The organism is Streptomyces lacaronensis (assembly GCF_047337785.1).
GTDB lineage: Bacteria > Actinomycetota > Actinomycetes > Streptomycetales > Streptomycetaceae > Streptomyces > Streptomyces lycopersici.
Map to the genome: position 1 here is coordinate 6,408,925 of NZ_JBLHDK010000003.1, position 19,827 is coordinate 6,428,751.

Annotated in this window: 19 protein-coding genes; 14 read left to right on the plus strand and 5 right to left on the minus strand. The window is 70.4% G+C overall.

Translation table 11 applies throughout. From position 1 onward, the window contains the following. Nucleotides 1–10: 10 nt before the first annotated feature. The 10 genes from ACMTAK_RS28040 to ACMTAK_RS28085 all read left to right on the plus strand — a co-directional run bounded on the left by ACMTAK_RS28040 (nt 11) and on the right by ACMTAK_RS28085 (nt 8,633). Entirely contained in the window at nt 11–946 is a 936-nt protein-coding gene (locus ACMTAK_RS28040; RefSeq protein ID WP_413808745.1) for a Rossmann-like and DUF2520 domain-containing protein, read from the plus strand. After that, the gene (gene panC / locus ACMTAK_RS28045) at nt 943–1,914 is read left to right on the plus strand and encodes a pantoate--beta-alanine ligase (RefSeq protein WP_413808746.1); all 972 of its coding nucleotides are present in this window, start codon (nt 943–945) and stop codon (nt 1,912–1,914) included. The genes ACMTAK_RS28040 and panC overlap by 4 nt, the downstream gene beginning before the upstream one ends. Next, nucleotides 1,911–3,701 (plus strand): L-aspartate oxidase, encoded by a 1,791-nt coding sequence (locus tag ACMTAK_RS28050; protein ID WP_413808747.1) that lies wholly within the window; start codon nt 1,911–1,913, stop codon nt 3,699–3,701. Before panC ends, ACMTAK_RS28050 begins: the two co-directional genes overlap by 4 nt. Further along, nucleotides 3,698–4,729: a carboxylating nicotinate-nucleotide diphosphorylase gene (gene nadC / locus ACMTAK_RS28055; RefSeq protein ID WP_413808748.1), complete on the plus strand. Its 1,032-nt coding sequence runs from the start codon at nt 3,698–3,700 to the stop codon at nt 4,727–4,729. The genes ACMTAK_RS28050 and nadC overlap by 4 nt, the downstream gene beginning before the upstream one ends. Before the next feature lie 3 nt (nt 4,730–4,732). Then, complete coding sequence (locus ACMTAK_RS28060; RefSeq protein WP_020870373.1) at nt 4,733–5,530, plus strand: type III pantothenate kinase; 798 nt, start codon at nt 4,733–4,735, stop codon at nt 5,528–5,530. A 378-nt stretch (nt 5,531–5,908) separates the two neighbouring features. Then, nucleotides 5,909–6,733 carry a hypothetical protein gene (locus tag ACMTAK_RS28065; RefSeq protein ID WP_413808749.1) on the plus strand — a complete coding sequence of 275 codons (825 nt, stop codon included), beginning with the start codon at nt 5,909–5,911 and terminating at the stop codon, nt 6,731–6,733. 103 nt (nt 6,734–6,836) lie between these two features. Beyond that, nucleotides 6,837–7,019: a hypothetical protein gene (locus ACMTAK_RS28070; RefSeq protein WP_044573347.1), complete on the plus strand. Its 183-nt coding sequence runs from the start codon at nt 6,837–6,839 to the stop codon at nt 7,017–7,019. Nucleotides 7,020–7,133: 114 nt separating this feature from the next. Further along, entirely contained in the window at nt 7,134–7,529 is a 396-nt protein-coding gene (locus ACMTAK_RS28075; RefSeq protein ID WP_413808750.1) for a BlaI/MecI/CopY family transcriptional regulator, read from the plus strand. Nucleotides 7,530–7,551: 22 nt separating this feature from the next. Continuing rightward, complete coding sequence (locus ACMTAK_RS28080; protein WP_191064449.1) at nt 7,552–8,073, plus strand: amino-acid N-acetyltransferase; 522 nt, start codon at nt 7,552–7,554, stop codon at nt 8,071–8,073. A 221-nt stretch (nt 8,074–8,294) separates the two neighbouring features. Beyond that, nucleotides 8,295–8,633: a histone-like nucleoid-structuring protein Lsr2 gene (locus tag ACMTAK_RS28085; protein ID WP_413808751.1), complete on the plus strand. Its 339-nt coding sequence runs from the start codon at nt 8,295–8,297 to the stop codon at nt 8,631–8,633. A 5-nt stretch (nt 8,634–8,638) separates the two neighbouring features. On the opposite strand, the gene ACMTAK_RS28090 is transcribed toward ACMTAK_RS28085, so the two are convergent. Then, nucleotides 8,639–9,232 carry an SCO3374 family protein gene (locus tag ACMTAK_RS28090; protein ID WP_413808752.1) on the minus strand — a complete coding sequence of 198 codons (594 nt, stop codon included), beginning with the start codon at nt 9,230–9,232 and terminating at the stop codon, nt 8,639–8,641. Nucleotides 9,233–9,739: 507 nt separating this feature from the next. Between ACMTAK_RS28090 and ACMTAK_RS28095 the strand changes: the two genes are divergently transcribed. Then, nucleotides 9,740–12,265: an ATP-dependent Clp protease ATP-binding subunit gene (locus tag ACMTAK_RS28095; RefSeq protein WP_020870380.1), complete on the plus strand. Its 2,526-nt coding sequence runs from the start codon at nt 9,740–9,742 to the stop codon at nt 12,263–12,265. 204 nt (nt 12,266–12,469) lie between these two features. On the opposite strand, the gene ACMTAK_RS28100 is transcribed toward ACMTAK_RS28095, so the two are convergent. The 4 genes from ACMTAK_RS28100 to ACMTAK_RS28115 form a co-directional block, all read right to left on the minus strand. Next, nucleotides 12,470–14,926, minus strand: a complete 2,457-nt coding sequence (locus tag ACMTAK_RS28100) for an NACHT domain-containing protein (RefSeq protein WP_413808753.1) — start codon at nt 14,924–14,926, stop codon at nt 12,470–12,472. 457 nt (nt 14,927–15,383) lie between these two features. After that, the gene (locus ACMTAK_RS28105) at nt 15,384–15,659 is read right to left on the minus strand and encodes a hypothetical protein (protein WP_413808754.1); all 276 of its coding nucleotides are present in this window, start codon (nt 15,657–15,659) and stop codon (nt 15,384–15,386) included. Between the two features lie 7 nt (nt 15,660–15,666). Beyond that, complete coding sequence (locus ACMTAK_RS28110; protein ID WP_413808755.1) at nt 15,667–16,446, minus strand: hypothetical protein; 780 nt, start codon at nt 16,444–16,446, stop codon at nt 15,667–15,669. Nucleotides 16,447–16,633: 187 nt separating this feature from the next. Continuing rightward, a complete protein-coding gene (locus tag ACMTAK_RS28115) occupies nt 16,634–17,125 on the minus strand; it encodes an ATP-binding protein (RefSeq protein WP_413808756.1) in 492 nt (163 codons plus the stop codon). Nucleotides 17,126–17,254: 129 nt separating this feature from the next. Here ACMTAK_RS28115 and ACMTAK_RS28120 point away from each other — a divergent pair, with 129 nt between their 5' ends. The 3 genes from ACMTAK_RS28120 (at nt 17,255) to ACMTAK_RS28130 (ending at nt 19,817) form a co-directional block, all read left to right on the plus strand. Next, nucleotides 17,255–18,109, plus strand: a complete 855-nt coding sequence (locus tag ACMTAK_RS28120) for a helix-turn-helix domain-containing protein (RefSeq protein WP_413808757.1) — start codon at nt 17,255–17,257, stop codon at nt 18,107–18,109. After that, nucleotides 17,997–18,374, plus strand: a complete 378-nt coding sequence (locus tag ACMTAK_RS28125; protein ID WP_413808758.1) for a DUF397 domain-containing protein — start codon at nt 17,997–17,999, stop codon at nt 18,372–18,374. The genes ACMTAK_RS28120 and ACMTAK_RS28125 overlap by 113 nt, the downstream gene beginning before the upstream one ends. A gap of 267 nt (nt 18,375–18,641) precedes the next feature. After that, nucleotides 18,642–19,817, plus strand: a complete 1,176-nt coding sequence (locus tag ACMTAK_RS28130; protein WP_413808759.1) for a macrolide family glycosyltransferase — start codon at nt 18,642–18,644, stop codon at nt 19,815–19,817. The last annotated feature ends 10 nt before the right edge of the window (nt 19,818–19,827 follow it).

A 19,827-nucleotide genomic window follows, 5' to 3' on the forward strand; every position in this document is an offset into this window, starting at 1 on the left:
CCGTTGCCGCGTGAACGCTCAACCACTGCCTGAGCCGCAGGACCGACCTGCCCGGCTCACCGTCGGGGTCGTCGGCGCGGGCCGCGTCGGCCCGGCCCTCGCCGCCTCGCTGAGACTCGCCGGGCACCGCCCGGTCGCCGCCTCCGGTGTCTCCGACGCCTCCGTGCGCCGGGCCGCCGCCCTGCTTCCCGAAGTCCCCGTCGTGCCGCCCTCCGAGGTGCTGGCGCGGGCCGAGCTGGTGCTGCTCACCGTCCCCGACGACGCGCTGCCCGAGCTGGTCGGCGGCCTCGCCGAAACCGGCGCGGTGCGCCCCGGCCAGCTGCTGGTGCACACCTCGGGCCGCTACGGCGTCAGCGTGCTGGAGCCCGCGCTGCGGGCCGGTGCGCTGCCGCTCGCACTGCACCCCGTCATGACCTTCACCGGCACCTCGGTGGACGTCCCCAGGCTGGCCGGCTGCTCCTTCGGCGTCACCGCGCCCGAGGAGCTGCGGCTGGCGGCCGAGGCGCTGGTCATCGAGATGGGCGGGGAGCCCGAGTGGATCGCGGAGGAGTCCCGTCCGCTCTATCACGCCGCCCTCGCCATCGGCGCCAACCACCTCACCACGCTGGTCGCCCAGTCCCTGGAGCTGCTGCGCGCGTCCGGGGTCGAGGCCCCCGACCGGATGCTCGGACCCCTCCTCGGCGCCGCCCTGGACAACGCGCTGCGCAGCGGCGACGCCGCGCTCACCGGTCCGGTGGCGCGCGGCGACGCGGGCACGGTCGCCGCCCATGTCGCCGAGTTGCGGCGGCACGCCCCGCACGCCGTCGCCGGTTATCTGGCCATGGCCCGTACGACCGCCGACCGGGCGCTCGCGCACGGTCTGCTCAAGCCGGAGCTCGCCGAGGACCTGCTGGGCGTGCTCTCGGATGTGACCGACGCGCGGGGCCGGGGAGGTAGTGAGGCATGAGCCCGAGGCTGTGGACCAAGGCGCTTCCAGGGGAGCCGGATGTGGAGCTGTTCCGTCATCGCCCGGATCTGGACGCGGCGCTCGCCCTCTTCGCCGTGCCGGGGCGCACGGCCGTCGTGATGACCATGGGCGCGCTGCACGACGGGCACGCCTCGCTCATCCGCGCCGCCCGCGCCCGGGTGGGCGCCAAGGGCATGGTGACCGTCACCGTCTTCGTCAATCCGCTGCAGTTCGGCGCGGGCGAGGATCTCGACCGCTATCCGCGCACCCTCGACGCCGACCTCGAGGTGGCGGCCGAGGCGGGTGCTGACATCGTCTTCGCCCCCACCGCCGAGGAGGTGTACCCGTACGGTGAGCCGGGGGTCCGGATCACCGCCGGGACCCTGGGCGAGCGCTACGAGGGCGCCTCGCGCCCCGGCCACTTCGACGGGATGCTCACCGTCGTCGCCAAGCTGCTCCATCTCACCCGCCCCGATATCGCCTTCTTCGGCGAGAAGGACGCCCAGCAGCTGTCGCTGGTCCGCCGGATGGTCCGCGACCTGAACTTTCCCGTGGAGATCGTCGGCGTCCCCACCGTCCGGGAGGGCGACGGGCTCGCCCTCTCCAGCCGTAACCGCTATCTGACGGCCCAGGAGCGGGACACCGCGCTGACCCTGTCCCGGGCGCTGTTCGCCGGGCGCGACGCGGGGCTGCTGGCGGCCGGGGAGGGCCCGGCCGGGTCCGAGGAGCACGAGCTCATACGGGTCGCGTCGCCCGCCGCGGTGCGGTCAGCGGCGCGGGCGGTGCTCGACGAGGCGGCGGGGCTCGAACCGCCGCTCGTCCTGGACTATCTGGCCCTGGTCGACCCCGCCGACTTCACCGAGGTCTCCGACGGACACACCGGCGAGGCAGTGCTGGCCGTCGCCGCCAAGGTCGGCGCCACCCGCCTGATAGACAACATCCGCCTGTGGATCGGAGCCGCCCGATGACCCGTCCCGCCGGGCGCCCGGCGGCCGAGGCCGCCGCCCCCGCCACCGCCCTGCGCGCCCCCGCCCCCGGCTGGGCCACCGAGGCCGATGTCGTGGTCGTCGGCTCCGGGGTCGCCGGGCTGACCGTCGCGCTGCGCTGCGCCGCGGCCGGGGCCAAGGCCACCGTGGTCACCAAGGCCCGTCTGGACGACGGCTCCACGCGCTGGGCCCAGGGCGGCATAGCCGCCGCCCTCGGCGAGGGCGACACCCCCGAGCAGCACCTGGACGACACGCTGGTGGCCGGTGCCGGGCTCTGCGACGAGCGGGCCGTACGGGCGCTGGTCACCGAGGGCCCCGACGCGGTGCGCCGGCTCATCGCCACCGGAGCCCGCTTCGACGCCGACGACGCCACGGGCGAGATCCTGCTGACCCGTGAGGGCGGCCACCACCGCCGCCGGATCGCCCACGCGGGCGGCGACGCGACCGGCGCGGAGATCTCCCGGGCCCTGGTCGGGGCGGTCCGCGCGGCCGGTATCGAGACCGTGGAGAACGCCCTGGTGCTCGATCTGCTCAAGGACGGCTCCGGCCGGGCCGCCGGGGTCACCCTGCACGTCATGGGCGAGGGCCAGCGGGACGGCGTGGGCGCGGTTTCGGCGGACGCGGTCGTGCTCGCCACGGGCGGCATGGGCCAGATCTTCTCCGCCACCACCAACCCCGCCGTCTCCACCGGCGACGGGGTCGCGCTCGCGCTGCGCGCCGGGGCCGAGGTCAGCGATCTGGAATTCGTGCAGTTCCATCCCACGGTGCTGTGGCTGGGGCCGGAGGCGGAGGGCCAGCAGCCGCTGGTCTCGGAGGCGGTGCGCGGCGAGGGCGCCCATCTCGTGGACGCCGACGGGGTGCGGTTCATGCGCGGGCAGCACGAGCTGGCCGAGCTGGCGCCCCGTGACATCGTCGCCAAGGGCATCATGCGGCGGATGCGGGAGCGCGGCGCCGAGCACATGTACCTGGACGCCCGTCACTTCGGGGCCCGGATGTGGGAGCGGCGCTTCCCGACCATCCTCGCCGCGTGCCGCGCCCACGGTATCGACCCGGTGACCGAGCCCATCCCGGTCGCCCCGGCCGCGCACTACGCGAGCGGTGGGGTCCGCACCGATCTGCGCGGCCGCACCAGTGTCCCCGGTCTCTACGCCTGCGGGGAGGTCGCCTGCACCGGCGTCCACGGCGCCAACCGCCTGGCCTCCAACTCCCTTCTGGAGGGCCTGGTCTTCGCGGAGCGCATCGCGGAGGACATCACCGCCGGGGCGGAGTTCGCCGGGGCCGGGGGACGCGAGCGGCCCGCGGGGCAGACCGGGCCATCGGCTCCCGCGGCTTCTCCCGCCGCTTCCGGTGACGCGCCCCTGCTCGCCTCCGAGGCCCGCTACGAGATCCAGCACATCATGACCCACGGCGCCGGGGTGCTCCGCTCCGCCGAGAGCCTGGCCCGCGCCGCCGACCGGCTGGAGCGCGTCCAGGACGACGCCGTGGCGCAGCTGCGGCGGGACGGCAAGACGGCCGAGCCCGGGGTCGAGACCTGGGAGGCCACCAACCTCCATCTCGTCGCCCGGGTCCTGGTGGCCGCCGCGCTCCGCCGCGAGGAGACCCGCGGCTGCCACTGGCGTGAGGACCGCCCCGAGCGGGACGACGCCGCCTGGCGCCGCCACCTGCTGGTCACCCTCCGTCCGGACGGCGCCCTCGAGGTCCGTTCCACGGACTCCGAAGCGTTTCCCCCATCGACCACCCCCCGAGCCGAGACGGAGTCCCGCCCGTGAGCAGCAGCACTTCCGAAGACCGTCAGCCACCCGTGTCCCTGCCGCTGCTCCAGATCGGCGGACCCGGTGACGGGGGCGGCTGCGGCGACGCCTGCGGCTGCGGCGGTGACGACGGTGAACTCGACCCGATGGAGTGCGGTCTGGACCCCGACCTGGCCGAGCTGCTGATCCGCGCGGGACTCGACCCCATCCAGGTCGAGGACATCGCCCACATGGCCATCGAGGAGGATCTCGACCAGGGCGTGGACGTCACCACCGTGGCCACCGTCCCCGAGGACGCCTTCGCCACCGGCGACTTCACGGCCCGTGAGGCGGGCACCGTCGCGGGGCTGCGGATCGCCGAGGCGATCCTGTCCGTGGTCTGCACGGACGAGTTCGAGGTCGAACGGCATGTGGAGGACGGCGACCGGGTGGAGCCCGGCCAGAAGCTGCTCAGCGTCCGCACCCGCGCCCGCGACCTGCTCACCGGCGAGCGCAGCGCGCTCAACCTGCTGTGCCGGCTCTCCGGTATCGCGACCGCGACCCGCGCGTGGGCCGACGCCCTGGAGGGGACGAAGACCAGGGTCCGTGACACCCGTAAGACCACTCCGGGGCTGCGCGCCCTGGAGAAGTACGCGGTGCGCTGCGGCGGTGGGGTCAACCACCGGATGTCGCTCTCGGACGCCGCGCTGGTCAAGGACAACCACGTGATCGCGGCGGGCGGGGTCGCGGAGGCGTTCGGCGCCGTACGGGCCGAGTTCCCGGATGTGCCGATCGAGGTGGAGGTCGACACCCTGGAGCAGATCCCGCCGATTCTGGAGGCGGGCGCGGATCTCATCCTGCTGGACAACTTCACCCCGGAACGGACCCGCGAGGCCGTCGAGCTGGTCGCCGGGCGCGCCGCGCTGGAGTCCTCGGGACGGCTGACGCTCGCAAGCGCCCGTACGTACGCGGAGACGGGCGTCGACTATCTGGCGGTCGGCGCGCTCACCCACTCCTCCCCGATCCTGGACATCGGCCTGGACCTGCGCGAGGCCGGGGAGAAGTAAGCGATGCTCCTGACCATCGACGTCGGCAACACTCACACTGTGCTCGGCCTCTTCGACGGCGACGAGATCGTCGAGCACTGGCGGATCTCCACCGACGCCCGCCGCACCGCCGATGAACTCGCCGTCCTGCTGCAGGGCCTGATGGGCATGCACCCACTGCTCGGCGAGGAGCTGGGTGACGGCATCGCGGGCATCTCCATCTGCTCCACCGTCCCCTCCGTCCTCCACGAGCTGCGCGAGGTGACCCGCCGCTACTACGGCGATGTGCCGTCCGTTCTGGTCGAGCCGGGTGTGAAGACCGGTGTGCCGATCCTGGTGGACAACCCCAAGGAGGTCGGCGCCGACCGGATCATCAACGCGCTGGCCGCCGTCGAGCTGTACGAGGGCCCGTGCGTGGTGGTCGACTTCGGCACCGCGACGACCTTCGACGCGGTGAGCGCGCGCGGGGAGTACGTGGGCGGGGTGATCGCGCCGGGCATCGAGATCTCGGTCGAGGCGCTGGGCGTACGCGGGGCGCAATTGCGCAAGATCGAGCTGGCCCGCCCGCGCAGCGTGATCGGGAAGAACACGGTGGAGGCCATGCAGTCCGGCATCCTCTACGGCTTCGCGGGCCAGGTGGACGGAATCGTCCGCCGTATGGCGCGCGAGCTCGCCCAGGACCCGGAGGACGTCACCGTGATCGCCACCGGTGGGCTGGCGCCCATGGTGCTAGGAGAATCCTCAGTGATCGATGAGCATGAGCCCTGGTTGACCCTGATTGGCCTCAGACTGGTCTACGAGCGGAACGTCTCGCGCGGCTGAGCACCGGCGATCAGCTCTCCACCTGCTCTTCACCAGGGTGCTCGACCGCATTGACGGCATTCCGAAACGAATTCCCGCACTCGGGATTCGTCCTGCGCGACTGATCGCTCTTCGCCAATGGGCAAGGGGTGGTCAAGGGAAAGACGGCACATCGAATTCCGTATTGACAAGCGGAACGGCCGTCGACCATGTACACCGGCACCCGGATGCGACGGTCCGCCCCCGGGTGCCGGGTCCGGACGGGACCGCCTCGGCGCGGTCCCGTCCGGCGCTTCCTCCATATGGCGGCTCGGCGTCCGTATGGCCCCTCGCGTCCGCAACGCGCCGCACCGTCCGACGCTCAGCGAAATTTGTCCGCTTAGCACTTAAAGTCGCCCCATGCCCACGCCATATGGATCCCGCGGCGGAATGGCGTTCAGTGCGGATGAGCTGCGTGTGCTCCGACGCGCCCTCGCCATCGCCCTCCAACCCGACCCCGTCATCCCCTCTGCCGGCCCCCTCGGCCCGGACCGGGCGGAGGAGGTCCAGGACTGTCTCCGGCTCGCCGAGGCCGTGGACGAAGCGGTCCGCGAGGGCGGGCGGCTGCGAGCGTTCCTGCTCGACGAGCTCGCCCGCTACCGCGCCGCCCTGCCCGGCGCCGCCGTCGGCTATCTCGAGCAGCTCCAGGGCGCCCTCGCGGCCGGTTACGAGCCGCTGGCCGAGGATCTGGCCGCGCTCCGCGCGCTGTGCGGGTCGGCCGCCGGGGGCGGTGAGGCGACGCGCCGGAGCGCGCTGCTGAGCCACTGCGAGCGCCTTGCCGAGCGGGGCGTGCGCGCCCGGCTCGCGGAGCGCGCCGGTGCCGTAGGTGCCGTCGTAGAGCCCCGCACGCGCCCCGTGGCGCCCCGGCTGCGCGCCCTGCCCGGCGGGGTCTCGGCGGCGCCCGGGACGGCCGCACAGGGGCCCGCCCGGCAAGGGCCCGAGGCCGCGCGGGAGGCCGTGCGCCAGTCCGACGAGCAGAAGCGTGAGCCCCGTAAGAAGCCCACGCCGCCGGAGCACGGCGACCGTGAGGAGCCGAAGCGGAGGGAGCCGGGCCGCCGGGCGCCGCGCCCGGGGCGTCCGGTGCCCACGCCGGCGGAGGTCTTCCCGCCCAAGCGCCGCCGCCCCTCGCCGCCCCCGGAACACGAGTCGAGGCTCGCGCCCGGTGCCGGGGTCCGCTCCGCCTGACCTGCCGACCCCGGGGCGCCCCGCCCGGGACCGGTGCCCGGCTCCGGGAGGCCGCGGCGCGCCGCGTAATCTGGTGGTCTCGAGCAAAAGGAGGCCGAGAGCCATGGATTACGTCTCCGCGCTGGTCCCGCCCGTGGTGATGGCCGTGGCCTTCACCGCGCTCATCGTGACGATGGTGAAGAGCCAGGGCGGCGCCAACAAGTCCAAGGAGGACGCGGCGGTGGACGCCGCGCTGGCGGCCCGCGCCGAGGCCGAGCGCCCGGCGCCGGAGCGCGAGACCTCCTGATCGGACCGATCTGCGCCGAACCACGCCCCGCGGACGCGTCGCGTCCGCGGGGCGTACGGCATTTCCCGCCCAACCCTCCCGACATTCGGGACATCTCCCACTATTATTCTCGGTGTGCCTCGGCCATTGGGAGATCTCGAAGACGCGGTCATGACGCGGGTGTGGAAGTGGAACCGCCCGGTCACGGTCCGGGAAGTCCTGGAAGACCTTCAGCGGGAACGCTCGATCGCCTACACGACGGTCATGACCGTAATGGACAACCTGCATCACAAGGGCTGGCTGCGCCGTGAGGTGGAAGGCCGCGCCTATCGATATGCCGCGGTCTCCACGCGCGCCGCCTACTCGGCCGCACTGATGAACGAAGCGTGGTCGACCAGTGACAACCCCGCGGCCGCACTCGTCGCGTTCTTCGGGATGATGTCCGAAGAGCAGCGCGACGCACTACGGGATGCCATGCGTGTCGCACAACTGGGGGAGCGGGGGGAGAGCCCCGGTGAGTCGGGGCGATGACCCGGGGCGATAGCGTCCGCACATGTCCTCCCCACTATCAAAAGTAGTCACCGTCCGCCGTGCCCGGACCAGCGATGTTCGGGCGGTGCGTCGCCTCATCGACTCGTACGTGGACGATCGCATCCTGCTCGACAAAGCCACCGTGACGCTTTACGAGGACATCCAGGAGTTCTGGGTCGCCGAGCGCGACGAGGACGCTGAGGTCATTGGCTGCGGAGCGCTGCACGTCATGTGGGAAGACCTCGCGGAGGTCCGCACTCTCGCCGTCGATCGGACTCTCAAGGGCACCGGTGTAGGGCATCTGGTGCTTGACAAGCTGCTGCAGACCGCACGCTGGCTGGGCGTGCGGCGAATTTTCTGCCTCACCTTCGAAGTCGACTTCTTCACCAAGCACGGCTTCGTGGAGATCGGCGAGACGCCGGTCGACGGCGATGTCTACAGCGAGCTCCTGCGTTCCTATGACGAGGGTGTCGCCGAGTTCCTGGGTCTCGAACGGGTGAAGCCGAACACCCTTGGCAACAGCCGGATGCTTCTGCAACTGTGATCGCGGGCCCTATGTCCGAATCGCTCCCCTATCACATAGCTCCGGAACATGACCTTCCATGAGCCTTCCCGCTTGGTGGATCGGTCGAACCCTCGCGAGGGGTTTGTGTTTTTCCGGGAAAAGCGGTTTCCTATTCTCTCGTAGTGTAATTACCTGGGGGGTGAGTCATCAGCGGCTAAGGCCGCTCCCCCGAGCCCCCCGTTTTCCCTGAAAGGAACCCCATGGCACAGAAGGTTCAGGTCCTTCTTGTCGACGACCTCGACGGCGGCGAGGCGGACGAGACAGTGACGTTCGCTCTGGACGGCAAGAGCTACGAGATCGACCTCACCACCTCCAACGCGGACAAGCTCCGTGACGCCCTGGAGCCGTACACCAAGGGCGGCCGGCGCACCGGTGGCCGGGCCTCCGGCGGCCGGGGCAAGGCGCGGGCGGCGGCGGGTGGCGCCGGTCAGGACACCGCGAAGATCCGCGCCTGGGCGAAGGAGAACGGCTACGAGGTCAACGACCGCGGCCGTGTTCCGGCGACCGTCCGTGAGGCGTACGAGAAGGCCAACGGCTGAGCGCGTCAGCCTTCCCCGGCCCGCCGCTGCCTGGGCAGTGGCAGGGCGCGCACCAACCGGGCTCGGTGGCACTCCGTGGCCGCCGCGCTCACGAGCCGTACGAGATCGGGGGCGCCCCCATCGCCCCCGAAGCCTGTCCTCGGCAGCGTCGGCTCCACCCCGCCCTTCGCGTCGGGAGGTCGCAGCCATACAGCGGCCTCCTGCGGGCATCGCTCACCGGGCGCCCCGGCGGCCAGGGACGGTGGCCAGGAGCGGGCGGGGCATGGCGCGGTGATCCGGCCTCCGGCGCCGATCGCGCCCAGGTCCAGGGCCACACCGCCCCACTCCAGCCAGTCGAGCAGCCCCGGAAGCTCGTCCGCGCTGCCGACGGCCACCAGGAGCCGCATCCAGGCGCCCTCCACCGCGACCGGACCGGTCCGCGGTACGCGCCGCAGCATCGCGATACCGGCCACGGCCGGCAGTTCGATGACGTCGAAGGCCACCCCCGTGAGCAATTCGACGGGATCGCTGCCGGCCGTCGGCCAGCCCAGCTCCCGCTCGTACCAGCGTGACCGGGCGGCCGGTGCGGACGGCTCCGCGCCGTGGGCCCTGAGGATCATGCCCAGCAGAACTCCCCGCCCGCCCGCTTGGTTACGCGGACGGTGCCGTTCGTACGTGATGATCTCCGTACGCGATGACGTTACGTATCGGTCCGTGCGCACCTCGTACTCATAAGGGGTGCTGCAGGGCCGGTGAGCGGGCGCAAGGTTGTTCGCCCATAGCGGATGGAACCGGCCCCCACGGCATGGAGTATCTGTGCTTGCGGGTAAGACATCCCTAGTGGGGAGGGGCGGTCCGCGGGTTGGGAGGAAGCGGCGTTCGCCATCGGCGTACTGACGGTGGGCGTAGATGCCTGGCCTGCGGGAACATCGTCTCGCACCATCGGGTTGAAGCAGTTGTCGGCTGTTCGGGCAGGAGGCCAGAGCTGTTTGCCCCGCGCCAGCGGGGGTGATCCGGACGGTTGTCGGCAGTTGGAATGAGCTGTCCCGGGTTGCGGGACTAGCATGCGGAAGGACAGGGAGGGGATCGTCCCCGATCTTTCTGACCGCTCTGAGGAGCGATTAACGATGTTCGAGAGGTTCACCGACCGTGCGCGGCGGGTTGTCGTCCTGGCTCAGGAAGAAGCCCGGATGCTCAACCACAACTACATCGGCACCGAACACATCCTCCTGGGCCTGATCCACGAGGGTGAGGGTGTCGCCGCTAAGGCCCTGGAGAGCCTCGGGATTTCGCTCGAGGCGGTCCGCCAGCAGGTGGAGGAGATCATCGGGCAGGGCCAGCAGGCCCCGTCCGGGCACATCCCCTTCACCCCCCGTGCCAAGAAGGTCCTGGAGCTGTCGCTCCGCGAGGCCCTTCAGCTCGGCCACAACTACATCGGTACGGAGCACATTCTGCTCGGCCTGATCCGCGAGGGCGAGGGCGTCGCCGCCCAGGTCCTCGTGAAGCTCGGCGCCGATCTGAACCGGGTGCGGCAGCAGGTCATCCAGCTGCTCTCCGGCTACCAGGGCAAGGAGGCCGCCACCGCCGGCGGCCCGGCGGAGGGCACTCCCTCCACCTCGCTCGTCCTGGACCAGTTCGGCCGCAATCTCACCCAGGCCGCCCGCGAATCCAAGCTCGACCCGGTCATCGGGCGCGAGAAGGAGATCGAGCGGGTCATGCAGGTGCTCTCGCGCCGCACCAAGAACAACCCGGTCCTCATCGGGGAGCCCGGCGTCGGTAAGACGGCGGTCGTCGAGGGACTGGCCCAGGCCATCGTCAAGGGCGAGGTGCCCGAGACCCTCAAGGACAAGCACCTCTACACCCTGGACCTGGGCGCCCTGGTCGCCGGCTCCCGCTACCGCGGTGACTTCGAGGAGCGCCTGAAGAAGGTGCTCAAGGAGATCCGCACCCGCGGCGACATCATCCTGTTCATCGACGAGCTCCACACCCTGGTGGGTGCGGGTGCCGCCGAGGGCGCGATCGATGCCGCGAGCATCCTGAAGCCGATGCTGGCGCGGGGCGAGCTCCAGACCATCGGCGCGACCACGCTCGACGAGTACCGCAAGTACCTGGAGAAGGACGCGGCCCTGGAGCGCCGTTTCCAGCCCATCCAGGTCGCCGAGCCGTCGCTGCCGCACACCATCGAGATCCTCAAGGGCCTGCGGGACCGCTACGAGGCGCACCACCGCGTCTCGATCACGGACTCGGCCCTGGTCGCGGCCGCCACCCTGGCCGACCGCTACATCTCGGACCGCTTCCTGCCGGACAAGGCGATCGACCTGATCGACGAGGCCGGTTCCCGGATGCGGATCCGCCGGATGACCGCACCGCCGGACCTGCGCGAATTCGACGAGAAGATCGCCGATGTGCGCCGGGAGAAGGAGTCCGCGATCGACTCGCAGGACTTCGAGATGGCCGCGGGCCTGCGCGACAAGGAGAAGCAGCTCCTGGCCGCCAAGGCGAAGCGGGAGAAGGAGTGGAAGGCCGGCGACATGGACGTCGTCGCCGAGGTCGACGAGGAGCTGATCGCCGAGGTCCTGGCCACGGCCACCGGCATCCCGGTCTTCAAGCTCACCGAGGAGGAGTCCTCCCGGCTGCTGCGCATGGAGGACGAGCTGCACAAGCGCGTCATCGGCCAGAAGGACGCCATCAAGGCGCTCTCCCAGGCCATCCGGCGCACGCGTGCGGGTCTCAAGGACCCCAAGCGCCCCGGTGGCTCGTTCATCTTCGCGGGCCCGTCCGGTGTCGGTAAGACCGAGCTCAGCAAGACCCTCGCCGAGTTCCTCTTCGGCGACGAGGACGCGATGATCTCGCTCGACATGTCGGAGTTCAGCGAGAAGCACACCGTCTCGCGGCTCTTCGGCTCCCCGCCCGGATACGTGGGCTACGAGGAGGGCGGTCAGCTCACCGAGAAGGTGCGCCGCAAGCCGTTCTCCGTGGTCCTCTTCGACGAGGTCGAGAAGGCCCACCCGGACATCTTCAACTCGCTGCTGCAGATCCTGGAGGACGGTCGGCTGACCGACTCCCAGGGCCGGGTCGTGGACTTCAAGAACACGGTGATCATCATGACCACCAACCTCGGCACCCGGGACATCTCCAAGGGCTTCAACCTGGGCTTCGCCGCCCAGGGCGATGTGAAGACCGGCTACGAGCGGATGAAGAACAAGGTCAACGAGGAGCTGAAGCAGCACTTCCGCCCCGAGTTCCTCAACCGTGTCGATGACACCGTGGTCTTCCACCAGCTCACCGAGGAAGACATCATCCAGATCGTCGACCTCATGATCACCAAGGTGGACGAGCGGCTCAAGGACCGCGACATGGGCATCGAGCTCAGTGGCGTCGCCAAGAAGCTGCTGGCCAAGCGGGGCTACGACCCCGTGCTGGGCGCCCGGCCGCTGCGCCGGACGATCCAGCGCGAGATCGAGGACGTGCTCTCGGAGAAGATCCTCTTCGGCGAGCTGCGTCCGGGCCACATCGTGGTCGTGGACACCGAGGGCGAGGGTGAGGAGAAGAAGTTCACCTTCCGTGGCGAGGAGAAGTCGGCGCTGCCGGACACCCCGCCGATCGAGTCCGCCGCCGGTGGCGCGGGCCCGAACCTCAGCAAGGAGGCGTGAGGCGGTACCTCGCCGAGTGCCTTGGGGCCGCCCCGGACCGTTTCCCGGTCCGGGGCGGCCCCCTTTTGTGTGGGTGGCGCCTTTGCGCGGTGGCGCCTTTGTGCGGGTGCCGGGCAGGCGCGCTCTGAGGGGCCCTGTGACGCCCCGGAAGGCCCTGTGACGCCCCGGGCGGCCTGGCAATGCCCATCCCCTCCGGGGCTCCCCTCACGCGCCCGCCACGATGACCTGGACGCCCTCCGGGACCCCGGTCACCTCCGCGTTGCGGTGGCTCAGCCGCAGGATCTCCAGCCGCGGGAAGCCGGCCAGCCAGCTCAGGTCCAGGTCCGCGCCCAGGTCGTAGGCGAGCCACAGCTCGGTCAGCCGCTCGGCCACCAGGCCCTCGGTCAGCTGCTCCGGGGTGAACGCCCCGGCTATCTGGACGCAGGGACGGCCGCCGAGCCGGCGCAGCGCCCGCAGCTCCTCCAGGTCCGACACCGGAAAGTCGAGTTCCCGCTCATCGAGATGGGCGATGATTTCCTCGGCGTAACGGTCGGTGTCATATCGCCGCCAGGCGGCCGCGAGCTGCGCCCGTACCGCCCAGGAGGCGCGGTCTCGCAGCCGGACCAGATAGTCGATCGCGCGGTCGTCGGCTATCGAGGTGGCGGTGACGGCCAGCCGATGGGCTTCCTCATCGGATACCGCGCTGGGATCGGGCAGCATTTCCAGCACGATAGGTCCGATCCAGCCCAGCGCACGGGCTCCTTCCAGCGAGGTCGGGCGTACCAGATCACGGGTATAGCGATGCACCCGGGAACGCACCTCGGGGTCCAGCTCCGTAGCGTGTTCCAGACATGCGGCCGCCAGGAGTTTGCGATGGCGAGCATGGACCGGGCGGGCGTCTTTACGGGCCGCCAGCAGCCCCTCCAGGAGGTAGGCGCATTCATCGGGACGGGCGAGGGAGACGGACATTCTGATCACTTCTTCCCAGTCGTCCAGGTGCGCGTGGTCGATCAAGAAGTCAAAATCGTGCCGTTCGACGACCGCTCTCGCGCTGAGATAGTCCTGGAACGTTCGGTGCACGAAATCGACCGAACCGGGTGTGGGCTCGCGCAATAGACCGGTCCGGTTGAGCAGATGGCGGTAGATCTCCTCCGGTCCGCCCTGCCGCGCCGCGTGCGGAATGGCCGGGATGTAGCGGCCGAGCGTCTCGAGGGCGGTGGCCCGGTCCATTTCGGACCGGCCGTTGACGAGCATCCAGTGCGCCAGCTTCTGCAGCAGCTGGATCTTCGGTTCCTGGGGGAGGTCGATTCCATCCGGCGGCAGCATGGCGCGCTCGCGGTCGCGCCGTTCCAGGAGCATGGAAAGGGCCGCGTCATAGAGGGCTTTCCGGCCGCGTGGCAGATAGCCGCGACGGTCCCGGTGCAGTGCGCACAGCAGACCGCACATCAGTGGATTGGTGGCCAGCCGCCCGAGGTCCCGGGTAATCCTTACGGCGTCCAGCAGCGTTTCCTCGTAACTGCCGAGTCGGTCCAGATCGGCCCCGTCGGTGATGTCCTGGCGGGCCGCCGCATGCCAGCGCCGGATGAACGCGGTGACGCCCTCGCGGCTGAGCGGGGAGAGTTTCAGCTCGGTGAAGCGCTCCGAGGCGAGCCAGTTCTCCCGTACGGCTGAGGGGCGTGAGGTGACCAGCCAGACATTTCCCGGATAGCGCGCGGGAAGTTCGCGCAGCGCCTCCCGCAGCCGCTCCCGCTCGTCCTCCGGCGCCTCGTCCACGCCGTCCACGAGCAGCAGCCCGCGCCCGCGCGACAGCACCCGTTCGGCCCAGCCCGGCGGCTGTGCGGCGGCGTGCGGATAGCGGACGGCGGACAGGAAGCCGTCCGGCTCGGGGAAGCCGTCGCGGCGGAACCGGCGCACGGGGAGCACGAACGGCACCCGCCCGCGCAGCCCCTCCAGCGGGGCCGGGAGGTCGCCGCGCGCCACGGACACCGCGAGCCGCTGCACCAGCGTGGTCTTGCCCGACCCCGCCACGCCCCACAGCAGTACCCGGGTGCGTCCCGCGAGGGCCTGCTCGGCGGGGGCACTGGGGCCGCTGCCGTCGGTCTCGGTCTCCAGGCTGAGATAGGCGGCGTCCAGCGGCCAGCTGTCGGGGGAGTGGGTCAGATCGATGCCGTAGATCGTCAGATGGTCGTGGGCGGCCACGATGTCCCGGGCGTAGCGCTCCTCGAACCCGGCGTCCTCGGCGGCCGCGACGAACGGGGAACGGATGGTGAGGTAGCGCAGGATGTGCGCGCATACGGCCTCGCGTAGCGCGGCGTGCGTATGGGCGTCCGCCGGGTCCAGTTCCTCGTCGGCGTCGGGGGCGGCGACGGCGAGGTGGCGGGCGAAGGCCTCGGGGCCGAGGCGGACGGCCCGTAGGTCATCCAGGTCGACGGTGCCGAGGGAGTGGAGGGTGCGGGCGAGCGCGTCGGTGAGCGCGGGGCGCGCCTGATCCGTGGTCTCTTCGTCGATCTCTTTCGCGATGTCCTCGACGAGCGCGGAGGCGATCCGGGGCAGGTCCCGTTCGGTGAGCGTGCGGTGGTCGCCCTGGAAGGCGACGAGGGAGGCGATGCGGACGGGCCGGTCCACCGGCCCGTCGGCGATGAAGAGTTCCTGGACCAGTGTGGCTATGGCTGCGGGATCCATGAGGCCCCGTCCCCCCGGTGACTGTTGTTCGCCGTATCGAAGAAGTCACCAGGGTAGGCGGGGTCGGCCCGGGGGTGGTGGGGGTTCGGCGTGGGTTCCGGGGGCGGCCGGTGGCACGGGGCGGGTGCGCGGTGCGGTGGGCGGTGGTCGCTGGGGTGCGCGGTGGGGTGCGCGGTCGGTTGGGTGGTGGGTGCCGGGGGCGGGGCCTCCGGGGCGGCGCGTGTGGGGTGCGCCTGCTGTGCGTGGTGGGTGCCGGGGGCGGGGCCTCCGGGGCGGCGCCCTGGACCGTATATTTACGGCGCCATTGGCCGGGGACTTGCGTGGGCCGGAGATCGGCGCCACAAATACACGTAAGCGTCCAGGACACCACCCCTCCGACCCCACCCCCTCCCGCCTCGTTCGCGGCTGTCCGCCGGTGGTCCCGGCCCCTGGCTCGGTCCCGGCCCCGCCCGGTGACCTACCGGTCCGGCTCCTCCACCTCGAAGAGCTCGTCCAACAGCTCGTCTGCCTGGGAGACGGTGAACGCACGGTCGAGCCAGTGCCGCAGGGTGTCGCGGTAGGTGCATTCGCTGATGCGGCGGCGTGTCTCGGACCGGACGCCGATCCCCCGATGTTCGAGGATGCGCAGGACTCCCTCGGCAAGCGCTGCCGCCTCCCCGTGGGCCTGGCCCTTGAGGAACGTCTGCTCGATGAGGGTTCCCCGGCCGGGGAAGTAGCTACCTACTACGGCCATGGTGTCGTCAGCCGTCCTCGGTGAAGAGCTCGTTGGCGGTGGAGACGGTCATGGCACGGTCGAGCCAGTGGTCCAGTGTCTTGATGTCGGTGCAGTCGGTGATGCGCTCGCGGATCTCCGCCGAGGTGCGGATCCCCCTGTTTTCCAGGGTGCGCAGCACGGCGCGCGCACCCCCCACAGCCTCACCCACGGCCTTGCCCTTGAGGAAGGTCTCTTCGACAAGGGTGCCGCGACCAGGGAAGTAGCTACCTACCACGCTCATCAGTTTCCTCCAGACGTCTCGTGCTGGGGTATTCCCCAGGCCGATCTCCAGTAGCTCCGAGTAGTACGGGCGGGACTCCGGGTCGGCCTTGGCGAGGGCCTGAGCCAGTGTTTTCAGTATGGCCGGAGCATTTGGGTCGCGCCCATGTGTCAAGGCCGAGAAGGCAGCCAAGGTCAGATCCTGGGACGCCTCCTCGGGGTCGAGGATCACTGGGACGTTTCCGGGGCCCAGCACCAGCGGGTGTACGGACAGTGCTGTCCACCCCTCCACGCCGATCCGATAGGGCCCCGCCGCCCAGTCGGCGGTTTTCTTGTCCTGGCAGACTACGAGTAGCAGCACCGGAAGCTCGTGCTTCGCTGCCATGTACGAGAGGTAGTACGCCCAGCTGACCGCCTTGTCCGGGTCGCGGCGCCCCTGTGCCTCGATGGCCAGGAGGAAGCCGCCGCCGTCAGGCGGAACCACGCGCAACACGCTGTCCACGCGCCGTTCCAACGGACGGATCTCCGTGGCGTCGGGGGTGAGCACCTCGACGGCTGCTTCCTTTGGCAGCGGGACGTCCAATATGCGGAATACCGGCGCGAGTAACTCCGGGCGTTCTTGAAAGATGCGATGTGCGGCCTCGTGCCGCGAACTGACCGTGTATGTGAACGTAGGGTCATCGGGGCATGTGCACGGGGCAAATGACCGGTGATCACCCTATTGGGGGAATGGGTCAGGCCGCGATCTCGTAGGCATCCTGCTGGGGGGTGAGTTCGAACCAGAGGAGCTTCCCGCTGATGCCGAAGAGGTCGTCGGCGAGGGGATAGCCGCCCCAGTTGTCGGCGCACAGCCGGACGATGAGCAGGCCACGGCCGGAGGTCGCGTCCAGGTTGGCGGCGGCCTCGGTGAGGGCGGTGAAGCGGTCGAGGGGGCTGGGCGGGGCGTCGAAGGGTGCGGGGATGGTGGGGTTGGTGTCCCAGATGCTGACGCGAAGGCGGTTCTCGCAGAGATGGCGGATGCGGAGTTGGGCCGGGCCGTCGGAGTGGCGGACGGCGTTGGTGACCAGCTCGCAGGTCAGGAGTTCCGCCGTGTCGGTCAGCTCGGCCATGCCGTGGGAGGAGAGGACCGCCCGGAGCGTGACCCGTGAGATCCGTGCGGCTCGTGGGTCGTTGGGCAGGCGGAGGGAGTACGTCCAGGGGTCGGAGGACGGCGGTACGTTGGCCATGGAGTCTCCCTCGGTCGGGCGAAGTTGGGGCACTTGCGCCACACCGTATGGCAGTCGGTGGTAGACCTGCTACGAAAACGGCAGCAAGGCTGCTAAATGACTTCGTGTGGGTGACATAGGGAGATCCGGATGCCGCCGAGCAACACCCCGACACTGACCCAGCGACGCCTGGGGACAGAGCTGCGCAAGCTCCGGGAACGCGCGGGCTTGTCATCGACCGCTGCCGCCGCGCGGCACGGGATCAACCAGGCTCGCCTGAGCAGTATCGAGGCCGGTCGGTATCCGGTGAGCGCGGATCGCGTGCGAGTCTTTGCCCGCAACTACGCCTGTGGGGAGGACGATCTACTGGATGCGCTTGCCGACATGACGGGCGGCCGCACCCGGGGTTGGTGGGACGAGTACCGAGAGCACCTCCCGGCGAGCTTCGCTGATTTGGCGGAGCTGGAACACCAGGCGCGTGGGTTGCGTGTCGCAGTCGTCATCCACATCCCGGGTCTGTTGCAAACCGTGGATCATGCCCGTGCGGTGATCAGGGAAGCGGCTCCGCCGTTGCGGGCATACGAGGTGGAGCATCGGCTGTCGCACCGGATGAAGCGGCAGGCGATCCTCCACGGCGACAAGCCGGTGCCGTACACCGCGATCATTCATGAGGCCGCACTGCGGATGGAGTTCGGCGGTGTGGAGACGGTTCGCGCCCAGCTTGAACACCTCATCGCCATGAGCGAGCTGGATAACGTCACCATCCAGGTGATTCCGTTCGGCGGGGGTGGAACCTTCCCTGGTGCAGGGCAGTCGCTCGACTATGTCATCGGTCCCGTGTCACAACTCGATACGGTGCAACTCGATCTGGCGTGGGGGTGCCAGTTCATCGATGCTGAGGCTGAGTTGGCCAGATACCGGGCTGTCGTCGATCGCATGGAGACGACTGCCCTCAAGCCGCGAGAATCGCGGGACTTCATCCGTGGCGTCTTGCGTGCGATGTGAAGGGAGAAGCGTGTCCGGGTACCAGTGGCGGAAGTCGTCTTACAGCGCTAACTCGTCCAACTGCGTCAACGTCGCTGCTGAGCGGCGGAAGTCTTCCCAGAGTGGGGACGCGGGCAACTGCGTGAACGTCCCCGCGAGCGACCGCGCCGTGCTGCTCCGCGAGAGCGACGACCCCCACGTCATCCTGACCACCACCCCGGCCGCCCTGCGGGCCTTCATACGCGGGGCCAAGGCCGGTGATTTCGACCGCGTTCAGGAAGGTTAGGCGCGACGGTCCGTCGGGAGAGGGAGGGAGAACAGACGGCCCGTCGCGTTCGTGACCCTAGGCTCCGGCGCTGAGCGGGCACTTACCGCTTGCTGAGGCCGGAAAACGGGAGGCGGCCCGGCCGGCGGCCGGGGTACCGTGCCGCCCATGGACTCGTTCCTTCAGATCTACGGCTGACACGCCGTTCCGCCCCGCGCACCGGCGACATCGCCGCTGCGCCGGGCCGTCGTGTCCATCTCGTCGTAGATCTGAAACGAGTGATTCCTCATGTCCCGTCGCCGTGCCCATATCGCCATGGTCGGCATCCCCGCCATCAGCCACACCCTGCCCAGCCTCGAGATCATCCGTGAACTCGTGGCGCGCGGGCACCGGGTGACGTACGCCAACGATCCCTTCGTCGCGGACGTCATCGCGCCGACCGGCGCCGAGTTCGTGCCGTTCGAGTCCACCCTGCCGGTCGCCGACAACGACTGGCCGGAGGACCCGATCGCCGCGATGACCCTGTTCCTGGACGACGCCATCCACGTCCTGCCCCAACTCCGCGCCGTGTACGACCGCGACCCGGCCGATGTGTACCTCTACGACATCGGCGCGTACCCCGCCCGGGTGCTCGCCGAGACGCAGGGGCGCCCGCTGGTCCAGCTGTCGCCGACGATCGTGGGTTGGGAGGGCTACCACGACGAGGTCGGGGGGCAGATCATGAGCCTTCCCGGCGCGGACGCGTATCAGGAGAAGTTCGCGACCTGGCTCGTGGAGTCCGGTGCCACCACCACGGACCCGAACGCCTTCTCCGGGCAGCCGCCGCGCTGTGTCGCGCTCATTCCCCGCGCGATGCAGCCGAACGCCGACCGGGTGAACACCGAGGTGGTGACGTTCGCCGGACCGTGCATCGGGGACCGTGCCGACCAGGGCGGCTGGGAACGTCCCGTCGGTGCGGAGAACGTGCTGCTGGTCTCGCTGGGCTCGGCGTACACCCGGCAGGCCGCCTTCTACCGCCGGTGCGTCGCGGCCTTCGGGGATCTGCCCGGGTGGCACGTGGTGCTCCAGATCGGCAAGTACGTGGACCCGGGTGAGCTGGGGGAGATCCCGGCGAACATCGAGGTCCACAACTGGGTGCCGCAGCTGGCGATCCTGGAGCGGGCCGACGCGTTCATCACCCACGCGGGGATGGGCGGCAGCAACGAGGGGCTGTACACCGGCTGTCCGATGATCGCCGTCCCGCAGGGCGCGGAACAGGCCATGAACGCCGACCGGCTCGTCGAACTGGGCGTGGCCCGCCGCTTCGACACGGCGGACGCCACCGCCGGGGCCCTGCGTGCCGCGCTGCTCGAACTCACCACGGACCCGGAGGTCGCGCGCACCTCGGCGCGGCTGCGGGACGAGGTGCGGGCCGAGGGCGGCACCGGGCGGGCGGCCGATCTGATCGAGGAAGCGCTGCGCTGACACGACGATG